This window comes from Pseudomonas putida (genome assembly GCF_002025705.1).
Lineage (GTDB): Bacteria > Pseudomonadota > Gammaproteobacteria > Pseudomonadales > Pseudomonadaceae > Aquipseudomonas > Aquipseudomonas putida_J.
On sequence record NZ_CP018846.1, the window covers coordinates 852,045 to 869,881 of the forward strand.

The 17,837-nt window shown below is 64.0% G+C and carries 12 protein-coding genes; 3 read left to right on the plus strand and 9 right to left on the minus strand.

What is annotated here, in order from left to right; genetic code table 11:
- Nucleotides 1-305 precede the first annotated feature (305 nt).
- Entirely contained in the window at nucleotides 306-1,724 is a 1,419-nt protein-coding gene (locus tag BUQ73_RS03975) for an amino acid permease (RefSeq protein WP_079226763.1), read from the plus strand.
- Nucleotides 1,725-1,740: 16 nt separating this feature from the next.
- On the opposite strand, the gene BUQ73_RS03980 is transcribed toward BUQ73_RS03975, so the two are convergent.
- The 3 genes from BUQ73_RS03980 to BUQ73_RS03990 form a co-directional block, all read right to left on the minus strand.
- The gene (locus BUQ73_RS03980) at nucleotides 1,741-2,880 is read right to left on the minus strand and encodes an OpgC domain-containing protein (protein ID WP_079226764.1); all 1,140 of its coding nucleotides are present in this window, start codon (nucleotides 2,878-2,880) and stop codon (nucleotides 1,741-1,743) included.
- Between the two features lie 441 nt (nucleotides 2,881-3,321).
- The gene (locus BUQ73_RS03985; protein ID WP_079226765.1) at nucleotides 3,322-4,932 is read right to left on the minus strand and encodes an FMN-binding glutamate synthase family protein; all 1,611 of its coding nucleotides are present in this window, start codon (nucleotides 4,930-4,932) and stop codon (nucleotides 3,322-3,324) included.
- Nucleotides 4,933-5,302: 370 nt separating this feature from the next.
- A complete protein-coding gene (locus BUQ73_RS03990; RefSeq protein WP_079226766.1) occupies nucleotides 5,303-9,589 on the minus strand; it encodes a DEAD/DEAH box helicase in 4,287 nt (1,428 codons plus the stop codon).
- 91 nt (nucleotides 9,590-9,680) lie between these two features.
- On the opposite strand from BUQ73_RS03990, the gene BUQ73_RS03995 reads away from it, so the two are divergent.
- Nucleotides 9,681-10,094: an NUDIX hydrolase gene (locus BUQ73_RS03995; RefSeq protein WP_079226767.1), complete on the plus strand. Its 414-nt coding sequence runs from the start codon at nucleotides 9,681-9,683 to the stop codon at nucleotides 10,092-10,094.
- Here BUQ73_RS03995 and metR read toward each other — a convergent pair.
- On the minus strand, nucleotides 10,078-10,995 hold the full coding sequence (metR, locus tag BUQ73_RS04000) for a transcriptional regulator MetR (protein ID WP_003258025.1): 918 nt from the start codon (nucleotides 10,993-10,995) through the stop codon (nucleotides 10,078-10,080). The two genes, BUQ73_RS03995 and metR, sit on opposite strands and share 17 nt — an antisense overlap.
- Before the next feature lie 197 nt (nucleotides 10,996-11,192).
- Here metR and BUQ73_RS04005 point away from each other — a divergent pair, with 197 nt between their 5' ends.
- On the plus strand, nucleotides 11,193-12,188 hold the full coding sequence (locus BUQ73_RS04005; RefSeq protein ID WP_079226768.1) for an alpha/beta fold hydrolase: 996 nt from the start codon (nucleotides 11,193-11,195) through the stop codon (nucleotides 12,186-12,188).
- Nucleotides 12,189-12,303: 115 nt separating this feature from the next.
- Here BUQ73_RS04005 and BUQ73_RS04010 read toward each other — a convergent pair whose 3' ends face one another.
- The 5 genes from BUQ73_RS04010 to BUQ73_RS04030 all read right to left on the minus strand — a co-directional run bounded on the left by BUQ73_RS04010 (nucleotide 12,304) and on the right by BUQ73_RS04030 (nucleotide 17,752).
- Nucleotides 12,304-13,581, minus strand: coding sequence for a sigma-54-dependent transcriptional regulator (locus BUQ73_RS04010; protein ID WP_237772776.1), 1,278 nt, complete (start codon nucleotides 13,579-13,581; stop codon nucleotides 12,304-12,306).
- Nucleotides 13,582-13,628: 47 nt separating this feature from the next.
- Nucleotides 13,629-15,533, minus strand: a complete 1,905-nt coding sequence (locus BUQ73_RS04015; protein WP_079226770.1) for a sensor histidine kinase — start codon at nucleotides 15,531-15,533, stop codon at nucleotides 13,629-13,631.
- A 69-nt stretch (nucleotides 15,534-15,602) separates the two neighbouring features.
- Nucleotides 15,603-16,337 (minus strand): amino acid ABC transporter ATP-binding protein, encoded by a 735-nt coding sequence (locus BUQ73_RS04020; RefSeq protein ID WP_027918986.1) that lies wholly within the window; start codon nucleotides 16,335-16,337, stop codon nucleotides 15,603-15,605.
- On the minus strand, nucleotides 16,334-17,005 hold the full coding sequence (locus BUQ73_RS04025; protein WP_079226771.1) for an amino acid ABC transporter permease: 672 nt from the start codon (nucleotides 17,003-17,005) through the stop codon (nucleotides 16,334-16,336). The genes BUQ73_RS04020 and BUQ73_RS04025 overlap by 4 nt, the downstream gene beginning before the upstream one ends.
- Complete coding sequence (locus BUQ73_RS04030) at nucleotides 17,006-17,752, minus strand: amino acid ABC transporter permease (RefSeq protein WP_060484008.1); 747 nt, start codon at nucleotides 17,750-17,752, stop codon at nucleotides 17,006-17,008.
- Between the last annotated feature and the right edge of the window lie 85 nt (nucleotides 17,753-17,837).

A 17,837-nucleotide genomic window follows, 5' to 3' on the forward strand; every position in this document is an offset into this window, starting at 1 on the left:
GAGAAAAGTGGCGTAGGGCTATGCGGCTTTGGTGTGGGTTTATTCCTGCAGTGATGTTGTTAGGGTGACATTGGAATCGGGGTGGCGCAGCAGCAGGCCGAAAAACTCGCTGAATTTCCCTGTTTATACAGCGAAAACCCCTGTAACGGACTTCCTATACTGCTCGGCCCTTCGCCCTGCCGACCGCTCTGGACCGGCACACGGGCCGGCCCACAAGGCCAGCCTGGCAAGCCAACGCCACGCCTATCGGCATGGCCGGCGCTGCACGAAGGTCAAATCCAATAACAAAATGAGGTTGTATTGCTATGCCAGTCGGCAACCATCCTGCCCCTGCCGAGCCCGTCGAGGGCGGCCCGCTCAAGCGCGAGCTGGGCGAACGGCACATTCGTCTGATGGCGCTGGGCGCCTGTATCGGCGTCGGTCTTTTCCTCGGTTCGGCCAAAGCCATCGAAATGGCCGGCCCCGCGATCATGTTGTCCTACATCATTGGTGGCCTGGCGATTCTGGTGATCATGCGTGCCCTCGGCGAGATGGCCGTGCACAACCCGGTCGCTGGCTCGTTCAGCCGCTATGCCCAGGATTACCTTGGCCCGCTGGCGGGCTTCCTCACTGGCTGGAACTACTGGTTCCTGTGGCTGGTGACCTGCGTCGCGGAAATTACCGCCGTGGCCATCTACATGGGCATCTGGTTCCCCGACGTTCCACGCTGGATCTGGGCCCTGGCGGCACTGGGCAGTATGGGCGCGGTCAACCTGGCGACCGTGAAGGCGTTTGGCGAATTCGAATTCTGGTTCGCCCTGATCAAGATCGTCACCATCATCGCCATGGTCATCGGTGGCATCGGCGTGATCGCGTTTGGCTTCGGCAATGATGGGGTCGCCCTGGGGATCTCCAACCTCTGGAGCAACGGCGGTTTCATGCCCAATGGCGTGACTGGCGTGCTGATGTCGCTGCAGATGGTGATGTTCGCCTACCTGGGCGTGGAAATGATCGGCCTCACCGCCGGCGAAGCACGCAACCCACAGAAAACCATCCCCCAGGCCATCGGCTCGGTATTCTGGCGCATTCTGCTGTTCTACGTCGGCGCGTTGTTCGTGATCCTGTCGATCTACCCGTGGGACGGCATTGGCAGCCAGGGCAGCCCGTTCGTCATGACCTTCGAGCGTCTGGGCATCAAGACTGCCGCCGGCATCATCAACTTCGTGGTAATTACCGCTGCGCTGTCGTCGTGCAACGGCGGCATCTTCAGCACCGGGCGCATGCTCTACAGCCTGGCGCAGAATGGCCAGGCGCCGGCCGCCTTTGCCCGCACCTCGAAAAACGGCGTGCCGCGCAATGCGCTGCTGCTGTCGATCGGTGCGCTGCTGCTGGGCGTGCTGGCCAACTACCTGGTGCCGGAGAAGGTGTTCGTCTGGGTAACCTCGATTGCCACCTTCGGCGCGATCTGGACCTGGGTGATGATCCTGCTGGCGCAGATCAAGTTCCGCGCTGGCCTGTCGTCTACCGAGCAAAAGGCGTTGAAATACCGCATGTGGCTGTGGCCGTTGAGCTCGTATCTGGCCCTGGCTTTCCTGGTGCTGGTGGTGGGCCTGATGGCGTACTTCGAGGATACCCGCGTGGCGCTGTACATCGGCCCGGCGTTCCTGATACTGCTGACCGTGCTGTATTACGCGTTCCGCCTTGCGCCAAAGCAGGAGCAAGGCATCGTCAGCCCGGTTTCCTGATGTGAATGAGGGGCTGCTAGGCAGCCCCTTGTCCTGCGATTACGGGTGCCACGATGGGCTGCCCCAACTGTTTGTTCCATTCCAGCCACCCCGCCAGCAACAGCATGGCCAGCAGCCCGCCCAGCGCGGTCAGCAACTGCACTGGCCAGCGATCCCCGCCCATGGCATTGAACATGTCCGCCATCGGCGCCAGCAACACCCCCAGGCAGAACACTTCCAGCGAATAGCGCCCCATCCTGCAACTCTGCCGTGCCACCCAACCGCCCAGCCATGGGCCGCAGGGCACCAGCCTGGCGGTGCAATAGGCCAGCGCCAGAAACTGCACCAACCGCAATGGCGACAGGTTGGTCTTGTCGATCGGGTACAGCCACTCGCCCAGCCAGCGCGGGATCAGCACATCGTGCAGTGCCGTCCAGCGCCAGGACAGGGTGACCAGTGCGCTGATCAGGACGATAGTCGCGGTGCCCACGAACAATGGCTGGCGCCATGCAACTGGTGCGGGGGCTGACGGTCGGCGCTGCCCATGCACGGCGGCTGCACCACCGAGTACGAACAGCAGTTGCCAGGCAAGCGGGTTGAAATACCAGACTCCACCTTCCTGAGCCGGCAGGTTCCACTTGAATACCTGCACCAGCGCGTAGAACCCCAGCGATAAGCCCACCGCCAGCGCCATGCGCTGCATCAGCAGTGGAAGCAGCAGCGGCAACCCCAGCAACAGCAGAATGTACAGCGGTAGCGGGTCCATCAGGTTGGGCTTGAAGCGCAGCATCAACTCGTCCACTAGCGCCTGCTGAGGGTCGTGGAGGAAGTAGCTGAGCCCCATGCCCTCGACCATGTCCCGCTGGGCATGATGGTTGGCAACAAACACCATCCCCATCAGCAGCGCCAGCAGAAAGATATGCGCCACGTACAACACCCAGACCCTGCGCAGGATGCGCATGCTCGCCACCAGCCAGCCATCGCGCCGGGCGACCTTGCCGTAGGCCAGCACGGCCGCGTAGCCTGCGAGGAACACGAAGATCTCCGCCGCATCGCTGAAGCCGATATTGCGCACGGTGATGTTGCCCAGCGGGTTGTCGGGGATGTGGTCCCAGAAGATGAACACCAGAGCCACGCCACGGAAGAAGTCGATTCGAAGGTCGCGGCCGTTGTTCATGATCAGTGCCCTGGTCTGGAGGTTTCAGAGAAGATCGTCTGGTGCATCAGGCGGTTCCCTTTGCCATCAGTCAACTGGCATTTCTGTCAGTGGTCCCCTTGTCGTGCTTCACCTGACTTCGTTAATCGCCAACGCCCGGTTCACCTTCAGGGTGCCCGTTTCATTCATACGCTACTGCGCGCTCGTGGCGGGGATGGGTAGCCTCAGTGCGATACTGGGTACCTCACCGCCCCCCGTGGCTGGGCCACCACCGTTGAGGGTCGGGCTGTTCTGTGTGGCCACCTTGCCGCAGGCTTTTGTATTTTCGCAATGGGCTTCACGAAGAAGCGTAGATGGATACTTCGCTGATCGTGCCGGTATCCAATGAGGAGCAGGCGATCAGACCGTTCACGAGGTCTGCTTTTCGAACCCACCCCATCCATCAATTGATAGCGACTACGTTCAGGCGGCTTGCGGTTCGAAGCTGTCGGCCCGCGCCATCTGCCACATGCGCGAATAGAATTGCCCATCGACCTCGCCAGTGAGCAACTCGCCCGGCTTGAGGAACACATGCATCTGCGAGAACAGCTTGATCTCGGTGGCTGACACACGCCGAACCAGGTGCTTGGCCTCCAGCTGCGCCGGATGCTCCAGGCCCGCTGCCGCCAGCATTTCGGCCAGCGCCCGCAAAGTGTTGTGGTGGAAGTTCAGCACCCGCTGGGCCTTGTCCGGCACCACCAGGGCGCGCTGGCGCAGTGGGTCTTGCGTGGCCACGCCGGTCGGGCACTTGTTGGTGTGGCAGCTCTGCGACTGGATGCAGCCGATGGCGAACATGAAGCCGCGCGCCGAGTTGGCCCAGTCGGCGCCGATGGCCAGCACGCTGGCGATGTCGAAGGCGCTGACGATCTTGCCGCTGGCACCGAGCTTGATCTTGTCGCGCAGGTTCAGGCCGACCAGGGTGTTGTGCACGAACAGCAGCCCTTCGCGCAGCGGCACGCCGATGTGGTCGGTGAATTCCACCGGTGCGGCACCGGTGCCGCCCTCCTTGCCGTCGACGACTATGAAGTCCGGCAGGATGCCGGTTTCCAGCATGGCCTTGGCGATGCCCATGAACTCCCACGGGTGGCCGAGGCAGAACTTGAAGCCAACCGGTTTGCCGCCGGACAACTCACGTAGCTGGGCAATGAAATGCATCATCTCGATCGGCGTGGAGAAGGCGCTGTGGCGCGATGGCGAGATGCAGTCCTCGCCCATCAGCACGCCGCGGGTTTCGGCGATCTCCTGGGTCACCTTGTGCTTGGGCAGGATGCCGCCGTGGCCGGGCTTGGCGCCCTGGCTCATCTTGATCTCGATCATCCGCACCTGTGGGGTGCGGGCCTGGGCAGCGAAGCGTTCGGGGTCGAAACGCCCATCGGCGGTGCGGCAGCCGAAGTAGCCGCTGCCCAGTTCCCAGACCAGGTCGCCGCCGTTTTCACGGTGGTAGGGGCTGATGCTGCCTTCGCCGGTGTCGTGGTGGAAGTTGCCCAGCTTGGCGCCTTTGTTCAGGGCGCGAATGGCGTTGGCGCTGAGCGAGCCGAAGCTCATGGCCGAGATGTTGAAGATCGACGCCGAGTACGGCTGGCTGCACTGCGGGCCGCCGACGATGACCCGGAAGCTTGCCGGGTCGGTCAGTGGCGCCGGGCGCATGGAGTGGCCGATGAACTCGAAACCCGACTCATAGACGTCAATCAGGGTGCCGAAGGGCTTGTCCGAGGCTTCGTTCTTGGCCCGGGCATACACCAACGAGCGTTGGGCGCGGGAGAAGGGCAGGGCGTCGCTGTCGGCCTCCAGCAGGTATTGGCGGATTTCCGGGCGAATGCCCTCGACCAGGTAGCGGATGTTGCCGAGGATCGGGTAGTTGCGACGCACTGCATGGCGTTGCTGCAGCAGATCGAACAGCCCGATCAGGCTGAGCACGCCGGTGGTCAGGGTGAACGGCCACAGCCATTCGTGGTGGAGGTACGGCAGGCTCGCCAGGGTGAACAGCACACAGGCGGCGAAGAAGGCATAGCGGCTGAGAAGTGACAGGCTCATACAGGATCCTTGCGATGGCGCGGTCAGGCTCAGGGCCTGGGGCAAACCCCGACCATAGCCAACTTGTGTGGCAGTGCAAATCAAAATCGGGGTAGCGAAAATCATTCTCGCCTGGGAGTGTTCGCCGATAAGGTTTCGGTGCCCGGGAGATCGAGCGCCACCCGCGCGGTGCATCGCGGATGAATCCGCTCCTACAGTTTGTTGCAACGCGCCGAACCTGTAACGCCATGCTCACCTGCCTTGGCGCATGTCTTGAGTCTTGCAAACCGGCTGATACGCATGGCCTCACAGGCATGGCCACGTTGCAACAAACTGTAGGAGCGGATTCATTCGCGATGCGCCGCGCGGGCGGCGCTCGATTTCACAGGCGCTAAAAGCCTGTCGGCGAACGCAGCAGTCTCTCCTTCCAGCTCGCTTGCTCCTGCGTCGAGGCATCCACCAGATAGCTGTATCGCCCAGCCACCCGCGCCGCCACTGGCACGCCGTCGCGATACAGCAGCCGGTTGCCACCAACGGCAGGCACTTTTGCCCCGGGCAGCAGCGACCCGATCAAGTTCAGCGGGTCGCTTGCGCTCACTACTACCAGCACCTCTTCCAAGGCTCGCCGCCGCACTTGCCTCAGCAAGCCGACCGCCTCCGGCAAGGCGAACTGCTCACCTGCCAACCCGGCAATGAAACGCCCGCCACGAATCTCGCCACGGGCCTCCAGCCGGTGATAGCAGCGCAGCAGTTCACGCCAGGGCGGCAATACATCGCTTTCCCGTTCCAGCAGCCGCCAGCAGATCACCCCATAGCGCCGTAGCAGGGCGCGGGCGATGTGCTCGGTGCGCTGGCCCTCGTCGACGCTGGCGCTGCCCCTGCGCAGCAACGCCCAGCGCCCGGCATGGGCCATGCTGCTGGACAGCGGCGGGTGACCGCGGCGGCTGTTGCGCGATGTACGCTTCGCCGCCGGGGTGATCAGGCTGCGCAGCCCGGCGAAACTGTCAGCGCCCACCAACCCGGCACCGACCAGTTCCTGCAATGCCGTCTCCAACTCGCTAGGCAACAGGTGAGCTTCGATGGTCAGTTCGTCGAAGAACAATGCACCCTGCGTTTGCAGTGCCTCAATCACGCGTTGCGCTCGCCCGCCAAGGGCTTCCCGGGCAGGCTCTGGGGCGAGGCTGCGCCATTGGCCCATGTGCTCGCGTGGCAGCAGCACCAGCGGCGTGCTCGACAAGGTATTGCTCGCCACCGTCGCGGCCAGCCGGCTCCACGCAAACTGCCCGCTGCGGCAGGCATCATCCAGCCAGTGCGGGCTGTAGTCCTTGATGCGTGCGGGCAGCAGTTCCGCTTCCCAGGCGCCGGCAGCACTGGGAAAACCCTGCAACTGGCCCAGCACTTCGGCTACCGCTTCTGGGCCACGCAGGCGCTCATCTGGGGCCAGGTGCTGCCAGTCGAACAGAAAACGCATGAAATCCTGCAGGCTGACCGGTTCGATCTCTCGGCGCAGGCGTTTCACCGTGTAGCGATGAATGCGTGCCAGCAGGTGGCGTTCGCACCATTGCAGGTCTGCTGCCCCTGGGCTGAAGTGGCCGCGCAACACATAGCCTTCGGCTTCCAGGCGGGCCAGCGCCTGCTCGACCTGCACTGCAGGTTTGCCCAGTGGCGCGGCAATCTGTGCCACGGTCAGCGGGCCATGGCCACTCAGGCGGGCGCGCAGTAATTCACTCAGTGCGCTGTCGGGGTCGATGGGGTGGTCGAAGCCGGGCAGTACTTCCAACGCGGGCTCCTGGCGCGCTGCGGGATACAGCATTTGCAGCAGGTTCAGGCGCTCGCGCGCCAGCCAGAGTTTCTGATCTACAAGGCGCAGAGCACGCCCAGCTTTCGCCAGCTGGCGCAGCAGCAGGTCCCAGCTGGTGTTGGCCTGGACTTCATCATGGCTGACGGCACCCAGGCTCATCAGCGCCTCGTGCATTTCATCGGCATTGCCCGGCTGCGGCCATGCTTCGGCCTGCACGGCGGCAATCGCGTCGGCATCCAGAGCGCCCATGTCATCGCCGCTGTGTACTTCGTTCCAGCGCCGGTTGAGCACCGCCTGGGTACGTCGCTCTTCCAAGGGGGCGTCATCGAGGAACGCGTATGGCCTGGCGTTGAGGATGGCCGAGGCCAGTGGTGAAGGCGCTGGCAGATCGCGGCACAACAGGCGCACCTGGCCGCTTTCCATACGCCGTAGCAGGGCCAGCCAACCTTCGCTGTCCATGGCCTCGTGCAGGCAGTCATCGAGTGTCTGCTCGACCAGCGGGTGATCGGGGATCTGCCGCTCGCCGACGATGTTCTCCAGGCAGGCGATCTGGTCAGGGAACACGGCGGCAATCAGGTCCTCGCTCTTCATGCGCTGGATCTGCGGTGCCACCTTGCGCCCGCCGACGAAGCGCGGCAGGGCCATGGCCACACCTGCGTTCCAGCGCCAGCGCACGCCGAACAGCGGCGCATCAAGCATGGCCTGGATAAGGATCTGTTCAGCGGTGCGGCTGTTGAGGTAGCGCCAGACCTCATCCAGTTCGAAACTGTGGCTGGTCGACAGTGACAGCACGATGGCATCTTCGCTGGCCGCTGCCTGCAACTCGAAGTTGAACGTGCGGCAGAAGCGCTTGCGCAGGGCCAGGCCCCAGGCGCGGTTGATGCGGCTGCCATAGGGCGAATGGATGATCAGTTGAGTACCGCCGGACTCGTCGAAGAAGCGCTCCATCACCAACGTCTGCTGTGAGGGCAGGGCGCCCAGCACTTCGCGGGTGCGGCCCAGATAATCGAGCAACTGGCTGGCGCTGGCTTCGCTCAATTCAAACGTGTTCTGCAGCCACTGCAGTACTGCTGCAGGGTTCCCCTCATTCAGCCCAAGCTGTTCGTCGATGCCTGCCTGCAGGCGCGCGACAGCAGCGGACAGTTCATCGCTGCGCCCTGGTGCTTCGCCAAGCCAGAACGGAATGGTCGGTGGCAGGCCCTGAGCGTCTTCGACCCGTACCCGGCCGGCCTCGACCCGTAGAATGCGGTAAGACGCATTGCCCAGCTGGAAGATATCGCCCGCGATGCTCTCCACGGCGAAGTCTTCGTTGACGCTGCCGATGTTCAGCGCCTGCGGTTCGAGCAGCACGGCATAGTCGGCGGTTTCGGGGATGGTGCCGCCGCTGGTCAGCGCGGCCAGCTGGCTGCCCCGGCGCCCACGCAAGGTGCCGCTGACCGCATCGCGATGCAGGTAGGCGCTGCGCACGCCCTGGCGGCCGTTGTAGCCTTCGGCGAGCATGCGCAGCAATGCCTGGTAGTGCTCAGGGTCGAGAGCGGCATAAGGCGTGGCCTGGCGCAGGCAGTCGAACAATGCCAGTTCCTGCCAGGCCTGGTTGCTGGCTTCGGCAACGATCTGCTGGGCCAGTACATCCAGGGGGGCATTGGCGATGTGCAGTTCGTCGAGTTCACCAAGGCGGATGCAGTCGAGCAAGGCCACGCATTCGATCAGGTCGTCTCGCGAGGTCGCGAACAGTCGCCCCTTGGGGATGCCATCGACCTGGTGCCCGGAGCGCCCGACACGTTGCAGGAAGGCGGCGATCGAGCCGGGTGATTCGATCTGGCAGACCAGTTCGACATCGCCGATGTCGATGCCCAGTTCCAGCGAGGCGGTGGCCACCAGCACCTGCAACTGGCCGCTTTTCAAACGTTGTTCGGCATCCAGGCGCAGTTCCTTGGCCAGGCTGCCATGGTGCGCGGCCACTGCCTCCTTGCCCAGACGGTCACTGAGATGGCGGGTAATGCGTTCGGCCAGGCGCCGGGTGTTGACGAACACCAGCGTGGTGCGATGCTCCCGGGCCAAGGTGGCGAGGCGGTCGTAGACCAGGCCCCAGACATCCGTGGCCATGACCGCGCCGAGCGGCACCGGGGGCACTTCGATGGCGAGGTCGCGCTGGCGCGCATGGCCAACATCGATGACCGCGCACGGGCGTTGCTGGCCGACCAGGAACTGCGCCACGCGCTCCACCGGACGTTGGGTGGCGGACAAACCGATGCGTCGCAGCTGCCGCCCGCACAAGGCCTGCAATCGCTCAAGGGTCAGCGCCAGATGGGCGCCTCGCTTGTTGCCGGCCAGGGCGTGGATCTCGTCGACGATCACCGTGTGCACGCTGGCCAGGCCTTCGCGGCCGGACGCCGAGCCCATCAGCACGTACAGCGATTCGGGGGTGGTCACCAGAATATGCGGTGCCCGCTTGCGCATTGCCGCACGCTCTTTCTGCGGGGTATCGCCAGTGCGCACGGCAGTGGTGATACGCGGTGCTTTCAGGCCTTGGTCTTCAACGGCCTTGCTGATGCCTTCAAGCGGGGCCTGCAAGTTCAGACGGATGTCATTGGACAGCGCCTTGAGCGGCGACACGTAGACCACCTGGGTGTGCGCAGGTAGTTCGCCGTCATGCTCCAGGCCTTCGCGGAACAGTTCGTCGAGCACGGCGAGAAAGGCGCTCAAGGTCTTCCCCGAACCGGTCGGTGCGGCAAGCAGCAGCGACTGTCCTGCATGGATCAGCGGCCAGGCACGGGCCTGGGCGTCGGTGACCGTGGCAAAGTGGCGGCGGAACCAGGTGCCGACGGCCGGGTGGAACAGCTCGAGCACCGGGTGCTGGTGGGCTGGCAGGTTCATGTGTTGGTTATGGCGGGTGAACGGCGGGTTGGCAAGGGGCCGTTCGTCGTTGATCTTCTGTAGACTGTGTCATTTTCCAGCGAGCACACCCATGCCCAACATCATCCGCATCGCCGCAGCCCTGCTGATCGACCCGCAAGGTCGCACCCTGCTGGTGCGCAAGCGCGGTACCCAGGCTTTCATGCAACCGGGTGGCAAGATCGATGCGGGTGAGTCGCCGGTTCAGGCGCTGGTGCGTGAACTGCACGAAGAGCTGGGGCTGCAGATTGACCCGGAGCGGGCGGTACACCTGGGCCAGTTCAGCGCGCCGGCTGCTAACGAGCCGGGCTTCCAGGTGCAGGCCGAACTGTTCCGCGTCGACAGCGCCGAGGCCGTAGCCCCGGCGGCAGAAATCGAAGAAGTGCGGTGGCTGGCCGCCGATCAGGCTGCAACTTTGGAGCTGGCGCCGCTTACCCGCGACCTGATCCTGCCTTTGTACCGCCAGGCCGTCAGCGTACCGCGCTGACCCCGTCGAGGGTGGCGAACGAGGTATCCTTCGCGGTCAGCAGGAAGTCACGCATGTAAGGCGCGTCAAGCATGTCGGTGCGCACGGCCGCATACAGCGTGGCGAACAGGCCTTTCTCGCCCAGGCGCTTGCCTTTCACGTAGCCGCGCGAGCTGTACTCGTGCAGCGCCCAGTGCGGCATGCCGCAGACGCCGCGGCCGCTGGCTACCAGCTGCATCATCATCACGGTCAGCTCGGACGTGCGCACGGCGGCCGGCTCGATGTCGGCCGGCTCCAGGAAACGGGTGAAGATGTCCAGGCGGTCCCGCTCCACTGGGTAGGTGATCAGAGTCTGGTCGAGCAGGTCCTGGGGCACGATGTACGGCTTGCTGGCCAGCGGATGCTGGTTGGCCACGGCGAGCATGGCTTCGTAGGTGAACAACGGCACGTAGGTGATACCGGCCAGGTCCAGCGGGTCGGAGGTCACCACCAGGTCGAGGTCGCCACGGGCCAGCGCCGGCAATGGGGCGAAGGCGAAGCCTGAGGCCAGGTCCAGTTCCACTTCCGGCCAGGCATCGCGGAACTGGTCGATGGTTGGCATCAGCCATTGGAAGCAGCTATGGCACTCGATGGCCATATGCAGACGCCCTGCGGTGCCGCCAGCCAGCCGGGCGATGTCGCGTTCGGCGCCGCGCAGCAGCGGCAGGGTGGCATCGGCCAGTTGCAGCAGGCGCAGCCCGGCGCTGGTGAAGCGGATCGGCTTGGTCTTGCGCACGAACAGCGGCAGGCCCAGGCGCTCTTCCAGTTCCTTGAACTGGTGTGACAGCGCCGACTGGGTCAGGTGCAGGCGCTCGGCGGCCTCCACCAGGCTGTCGGCCTCGCGCAGGGCATGAAGGGTTTTCAGGTGGCGGATCTCCAGCACGGCTGACTCCGAGAGAATAATTTGAGGAAACAGGGAATGAGTTGAGTTTCGCTCATGTTGCCCCAGGCTGTCGACTGGACCATGCGCCGCACCGCTCGGCAGGGTTCATCAAACTGTCACTGAACTGTGGCAGCGCGCCCGAATTAAATTCATCAGACTCGCGCTCTACTGGGGATCTGCATTCTGGTGTTTCTTTCATGCGGGCTTTTCTGCTGTTTTTCTTTCTCGTGTTCAACGCTTCGGCCAGCTTCGCCGACTCGCGTTGTGACGCCCATGTGCCGGTGCAACGTGCCGAAATCGGTGAACTGAGCCTGGTCTATCAGAGCGTCGGCGCGCCTCGTGACCCAGCCTTGCTGCTGGTCATGGGCCTGGGCGGGCAACTCATCCACTGGCCGGACGATGTTGTCGAGGCGTTGTGCCGCCAGGGCTTTAGGGTCATCCGCTATGACAATCGCGATGTCGGCCTGTCACGCTGGAACCAGCTGCCGCCGTCGGCCAACCTCACTGTCGAGCTGTTGCGCTACAAGCTGGGCCTGCCTGTCGCCGCGCCTTATACCCTGACCGATATGGCGAACGATGGCCTGCAACTGATGGATGCGCTGGGCATTCACCAGTTCCATGTGCTGGGCGTGAGCATGGGCGGGATGATCGCCCAGCACCTGGCGGCCATGGCCCCTGAGCGGGTTCGCAGCCTGACACTGGTGATGTCCAGCTCGGGCGCGGCAGGGCTGCCGGCGCCGGCCCCCGCGCTGGTGCAGTTGCTGGCGCGGCGCAGTGCACCAAACCGCGAAGTTGCCATCGAGCAGCAGGCTGACCTGCTGGCGGCGTTGGGCAGCCCGCAAGTACACGATGACCGGGCTGTGCTGCTGCAGCAGGCGGCGGTGGCGTATGACCGGGCGTTCAACCCCGATGGTGCGAAGCGCCAGATCATGGCGATCCTGGCTGAGCCGAGCAGGGTGCAGTTGCTGAACGGGTTGCGGGTGCCGACGCTCGTGGTGCATGGCACGGCTGATCCGCTATTGCCGGTGATGCACGGCGTACACCTGGCGGCGCATATCCAGGGGAGCCAGTTGCGCTTGATCCCAGGGTTGGCGCACCGCTTCCAGGAGCCGTTCAAGGCACCCTTGCTGGCAGCGGTGCTGCCTTATCTGCAATCGCACCGGCAGGATGTCACCCATATCGCCGGGCTTTGAATCGGCGTCGCCTGCTTCGCGGGTAAACCCGCTCCCACAGGTGCTGTACAAGCCGCAGGCAAGGCACTAGCCCTTTGGGAGCGGGTTTACCCGCGAAGCAGGCGACGCTGCTCCATCAGCCGAGCCCATATTTCTTGACCTTGTCGAACAGCGTGGTCTTGGCCATCCCCAACTCTTGGCTGGCCTGGCTCAGGTTGCCACCGGTCCGCTGCAGGGCATCGCTGAGCAGGTTGCGCTCGAACGCTTCAACCGCCTCGGCAAATCCAACCCCCTGGCTTGCACCGCTGCTTGGCCCCTTCTTGAACGCTGGCAACCCTAAGGCATAACGCTCCGCCACATTACGCAGCTCGCGCACGTTGCCCGGCCAGTCGTGGGCCATCAGGCGCGATAAGGTATGGCTGTCCAGCGTCGGCGCCTCGCGGTCGAAACGCAGCGCCGACTGCTGCAAGAAGTGCTCGAACAGTTGCAGGATGTCCTCGCGGCGTTCACGCAGCGGCGGTAGCTCAAGGGTCACCACGTTCAGGCGGTAATACAGGTCGCTGCGGAACTGCCCTGTCTGGCCGAGCGCGTCGAGGTCGGATTTGGTGGCTGCGATCACCCGGCAATCCACCGCGATGCTCTGGTTCGAGCCCAGGCGCTCCAAGGTGCGTTCCTGCAGCACGCGCAACAGCTTGATCTGCAGGTTAACCGGCATGCTTTCCACTTCGTCGAGGAACAGCGTGCCACCGTTGGCGTGTTCGATCTTGCCGATGCGGCGCTTGCCGGCCCCGGTGAAAGCGTTGGCTTCGTGGCCGAAGATCTCGCTCTCGAACAGGTTTTCCGGCAGGCCACCACAGTTCAGCGCCACGAATGGCTGTGCCTGGCGCCGGCTGAAGTCGTGCAGGCAGCGGGCGACCAGCTCCTTGCCGGTGCCGGTTTCACCTTCGATCAGCACGTTGGCCGAGGTATCGGCGACGTTGGCGATCAGTTCGCGCAGGTGCTCCATGGCTGGCGAGCGACCGATGATGCGCCCCTCCAGGCTGCTCTGCTCGGCCAGCTGCCGGCGCAGGGCCACCACTTCGCGAGACAGCCCACGTTGCTCCAGCGCACGGCGTACCACATCGACCAGGCGCTCGGGAGAGAAGGGCTTTTCCATGAAGTCGTAAGCGCCATTGCGCATGGCACCCACGGCCATGTCGATATCGCCGTGGCCGGTGATCAGCACCACAGGCAGGCTGCGGTCGCGCGCCTTGAGGCGGTTGAGCAGCTCCAGGCCATCGATGCCGGGCAAGCGGATGTCGCTGACGACGATCCCGGCAAAATCATCGCCGATGCGCTCAAGGGCCTGTTCGGCACTGCCGACCCCCTCGCAGGCGATGTCTTCCAGGGCCAGCGCCTGCTGGCAGCCGAGCAGCACATGCGGGTCGTCTTCGACGATCAGAACGGTAAGTGGCGCTTGGTTCATGGTTGCTCTGCCGATTCGCTGGGGGGCGTGACCAGGGGGAGGGCGAGGACGAAGGCCGTGCCGCCGGTGGCGGGGTGCTCGACGTTCAGGCTGCCTTTGGCGGCGGCGGCAAGGCTCGCCGACAGGGTCAGCCCCAGGCCCAGGCCGTGTTCGCCCGGTTTGGTGGTGAAGAAGGGTTCGAACAGGTGCTTGCGGGTTTCGGCGTCGATGCCGTGGCCGTTGTCGCGTACCCGCAGGCGGTATTTATCACCCGACAGCTCACCTTCCAGCCACAGTTCGGGCAGCGGTTGGGTAGCCATGGCATCGAGCGCGTTACCGATCAGGTTGACCAGGATTTGTTCCAGGCGGGTCTGGTCGATAGCCAGTTGATGGTCTTCGAACTGGCTGTGCAGTTGCAGATGGCACCCGGAAATGCGGTTGCTCAGCACCTGCAGGGACGCCTCCACGGCCTTGGCCAACGACGCCTGGCCGCTGTCGTCGCCGCGCCGGGCGAATGAGCGCAGGCTGGCGGTGATGCGGCCCATGCGGTCGATCAGGTCGTTCATGGTACGCAGGTTGGTGCTGGCGGTATCCAGCGCACCGCGTTCGAGGAAGCGCACGGTGTTGCCGGACAAGGTCCGCAGTGCCGCCAGGGGCTGGTTCAGCTCATGGGCGATGCTGGTGGACATCTGCCCGATCGCTGCCAGCTTGCCGGCCTGGACCAGTTCGTCCTGGGCATGGCGCAAGGTCTGTTCGGCATGCCGGCGTTCACGAATCTGGCCCTTGAGACGTTCGTTGCTGGCGCGCAGGTCGGCCGTGCGGTCGGCGATGCGCCGTTCCAGCTGGCTGTTGGCTTCTTCCAGTGCTTCGCGGGCGGCCAGGCGCGTGGCAACGACCTTGCGCCGCTCGTTCCAGGCGATACCGAGGATCGTCAGCAGGGCGAAGGCCACGCTGACCAGGATGCCCTGCACCATGGATTCGCGGCGCAGGTCCTGCAGTGGGGTGAGCAGGGTAAAGTGCCAGGGCGTGTCGGCCAGGCGCCGGGTCTGCGCCAGGTAGCTCACTTCGTGGGGCTTGCCCTGGGCGGTTTCGGCGTTGGCCGGGAAGGTCAGTTTTTCCACGCCATCGGCCAGGGTTTCCCGCGCCAGCGGCTGCAACTCGTTCAGCGGCCACCAGTAGTATTGCAGGCTGCGCGCCAGCCGTTCTTTGATCTGCGGGGTCAGTGGGCGCACTGATTTCAGGCGCCGCGCCGGGTCGCTGGAAAGGATGATGATGCCATTCTCGTCACTGACGAAGGCTTCTAGCCGGGCGCGCTGCCAGCGCTCTTCGAGGGTGTCCAGGCGCACCTTGATCACCGCCACGCCGATGATCTTGCCGTGCTCTTCAAGGCCGTGAGCGAGGTAGTAGCCTGCCTCGCCGGTGGTGCTGCCGATGCCGTAGAACCGGCCCGGCTCGCCGCGCACGGCGCTCTGGAAATAGGCACGGAACGACAGGTCTTCACCGAGGAACGAGTCGGCATCGCGCCAGTTGCTGCTGGCCTGTACCCGGCCGTTGGTGTCGAGGACGAAGATAGCCCGGCTGCGGCTGCGCCGGTTCAGGCCTTCGAGGTATTCGTTGACGGCTTGCCGGTTGGCGCCATCAGGGTCGGTGAGCAGCTGCGAGACGCTGTCTTCCAGCTCCAGCAGGCTCGGCAGGTAGGTGTACTTGCTGATTTCGCTTTCGACCGTGCGTGCATGCAGTTCGAGCGCGCGCTCGCCGTTTTCGCTGAGGGTGCGGATGCCGTTGCTCTCGCTGATCAGGAAGCCGGCCAGGCCCAGGCCGACCATCAGCAGGATGATCAGTGGCGGCAGCAGCAGTTGACGGATCAGGCGGGATTTCACGGCGGGCTTGGCAGGGCGAAGTAGCGAGGGATCGCATTTCATCACAGTGGCCTTGTCACGACCAGCATCCGCTGCCCGGAGAGCCCCGGGGCAGCGGAAACGGTGGCCGACTTAGTGTTGCAGGATCTTGCTGAGGAAGTGCTGCGTGCGTTGGTCACGGGCACCCTGGTCGCCGAAGAACTCTTCCTTGGTGCAGTCTTCGATGATGCTGCCCTTGTCCATGAAAATGACCCGGTTGGCGACCTTGCGGGCGAAGCCCATTTCGTGGGTCACGCACATCATGGTCATGCCTTCGTTGGCCAGTTGCACCATCACATCCAGTACTTCGCTGACCATTTCCGGGTCCAGCGCCGAGGTCGGTTCGTCGAACAGCATGACGATCGGGTCCATGGCCAGTGCGCGGGCGATCGCCACGCGCTGCTGCTGGCCGCCCGAGAGCTGCCCGGGGTGCTTCTTGGCGTGCGCACTGAGGCCGACACGCTCGAGCAGGGCCAGGCCTTTCTTGGTGGCTTCTGCCTCGCTGCGGCCAAGCACCTTGCGCTGGGCGATGGTCAGGTTCTCGGTGATGGTCAGGTGCGGGAACAGCTCGAAATGCTGGAACACCATGCCCACCCGCGAACGCAGCTTGGGCAGGTTGGTCTTGGGGTCGGCGATCGAGGTGCCATCGACCACGATGTCGCCTTTCTGGAACGGCTCCAGCGCGTTGACGCACTTGATCAGGGTGGATTTGCCCGAGCCCGATGGGCCGCACACCACCACCACTTCACCTTTCTTGACCTCGGTGCTGCAGTCGGTCAGTACCTGGAAGTCGCCGTACCACTTGTTGACGTTCTTGATGGAAATCATACGGTGATCCTTTTTTGCAGGCGCTTGACCAGCCACGAAGCGGAGAAGCTGATGAGGAAGTAGACGACCCCGGCGAAGATCAGGAACTCATGGGAGCGCCCGATGATGTCGCCGTTGGAGCGTGCCGAGTTGAGGAAGTCCACCAGGCCCACGGTGTACACCAGCGATGTGTCCTGGAACAGGATGATGCTCTGCTGCAGCAGCAGCGGGGTCATCTTGCGGAAGGCCTGGGGCAGGATGATCAGGCGCATGGTCTGGCTGTAGTTCATGCCCAGGGCCTGGGCGGCGCCCATCTGGCCCTTGGAGATCGACTGCACGCCGGCACGGACGATTTCGCAGAAGTAGGCGGCCTCGAACATCATGAACGCCACCACGCACGAGGTGAAGGCACCCACCGGGGTGTCCTCGCCGGTGATCCAGCGCAGCACGAACGGCACTGCCAGGTAGAACCAGGTGATGACCAGCAGCAGCGGGATCGAGCGGAAGTAGTTGACGTAGGCACCAGCCAAACGTGACAGCAGCTTGCTCGACGACAGGCGCATCAGTGCCAGGATGGTACCCAGCACGATGCCGCCGACAATGCCCATGACCATCAGTTGCAGGGTCATGATCATGCCGTCCCACAAGGCAGGCAGGGCCGGGATGATTTCGCTGAAATCCATGTCCATTTACTTGCCCCCCACGGAGATCAGGCCAGGCACGGCAACTTTCTTCTCGACCATGCGCATCAGCAGCATCAGGCCCATGTTGAGGGTGAAGTAGATCAGCGTGGCCAAGGTGAAGGCCTCGAACAGGTTGGCCGAGAATTCGGCGGTCTGCTTGGTCTGTGCCAGCAGCTCCATCAGGCCGATCAGCGAGGCCACCGAGGAGTTCTTGAACACGTTCAGGAATTCCGAGGTGAGCGGCGGAATGATGATCCGGTAGGCTTGCGGCAGCAGTACGTTGTTGTAGATCTGCGGCAGGCTGAAGCCCATGGCGCGGGCGGCGGCTTCCTGGCCGCGAGGCAGCGCCTGAATGCCGGTGCGCACCTGCTCGCAGACGCGGGCGGCGGTGAACAGGCCCAGGCAGATCACCACGCTGATCAGCGCCGAGGTGGTCGGGTTGAGGTCCTGCTTGAACCATTCCTGCAGGCCTTCGGGCAGCAGGTCCGGCACCAGGAAGTACCAGATGAACAGCTGCACCAGCAGCGGCACGTTGCGGAACAGCTCCACGTAGGCGGTGGCGATGCCCGATACCAGACGGTTCGGTACGGTACGCATGACGCCGAGGACCGACCCCAGCAGCAATGCGATGATCCAGGCGGTGATCGAGATGGCGATGGTCCAGCCCAGACCGGTGATGTACCAGTCCAGATAGGTCTCGCTTCCCACGCCGGTGGACTTGAAGAACACGCCCCAGTCCCAGTTGTAATTCATCGGGATTTCCCCTCAGACGGTTGTTTCACGGGCACCTTCGAGCATCCGAGGGCGTTGAACGCCCTCGGATGAAAGGGTAGACACT

What these genes read in the sequence shown, in the direction of transcription:
- BUQ73_RS03975 (WP_079226763.1), top strand. Translation starts at nt 306, where the DNA reads ATGCCAGTCGGCAACCATCCTGCCCCTGCCGAGCCCGTCGAGGGCGGC.
- BUQ73_RS03980 (WP_079226764.1), bottom strand. Translation starts at nt 2,880, where the DNA reads ATGAACAACGGCCGCGACCTTCGAATCGACTTCTTCCGTGGCGTGGCT.
- BUQ73_RS03985 (WP_079226765.1), bottom strand. Translation starts at nt 4,932, where the DNA reads ATGAGCCTGTCACTTCTCAGCCGCTATGCCTTCTTCGCCGCCTGTGTG.
- BUQ73_RS03990 (WP_079226766.1), bottom strand. Translation starts at nt 9,589, where the DNA reads ATGAACCTGCCAGCCCACCAGCACCCGGTGCTCGAGCTGTTCCACCCG.
- BUQ73_RS03995 (WP_079226767.1), top strand. Translation starts at nt 9,681, where the DNA reads ATGCCCAACATCATCCGCATCGCCGCAGCCCTGCTGATCGACCCGCAA.
- BUQ73_RS04005 (WP_079226768.1), top strand. Translation starts at nt 11,193, where the DNA reads ATGCGGGCTTTTCTGCTGTTTTTCTTTCTCGTGTTCAACGCTTCGGCC.
- BUQ73_RS04015 (WP_079226770.1), bottom strand. Translation starts at nt 15,533, where the DNA reads ATGAAATGCGATCCCTCGCTACTTCGCCCTGCCAAGCCCGCCGTGAAA.
- BUQ73_RS04020 (WP_027918986.1), bottom strand. Translation starts at nt 16,337, where the DNA reads ATGATTTCCATCAAGAACGTCAACAAGTGGTACGGCGACTTCCAGGTA.
- BUQ73_RS04025 (WP_079226771.1), bottom strand. Translation starts at nt 17,005, where the DNA reads ATGGACATGGATTTCAGCGAAATCATCCCGGCCCTGCCTGCCTTGTGG.
- BUQ73_RS04030 (WP_060484008.1), bottom strand. Translation starts at nt 17,752, where the DNA reads ATGAATTACAACTGGGACTGGGGCGTGTTCTTCAAGTCCACCGGCGTG.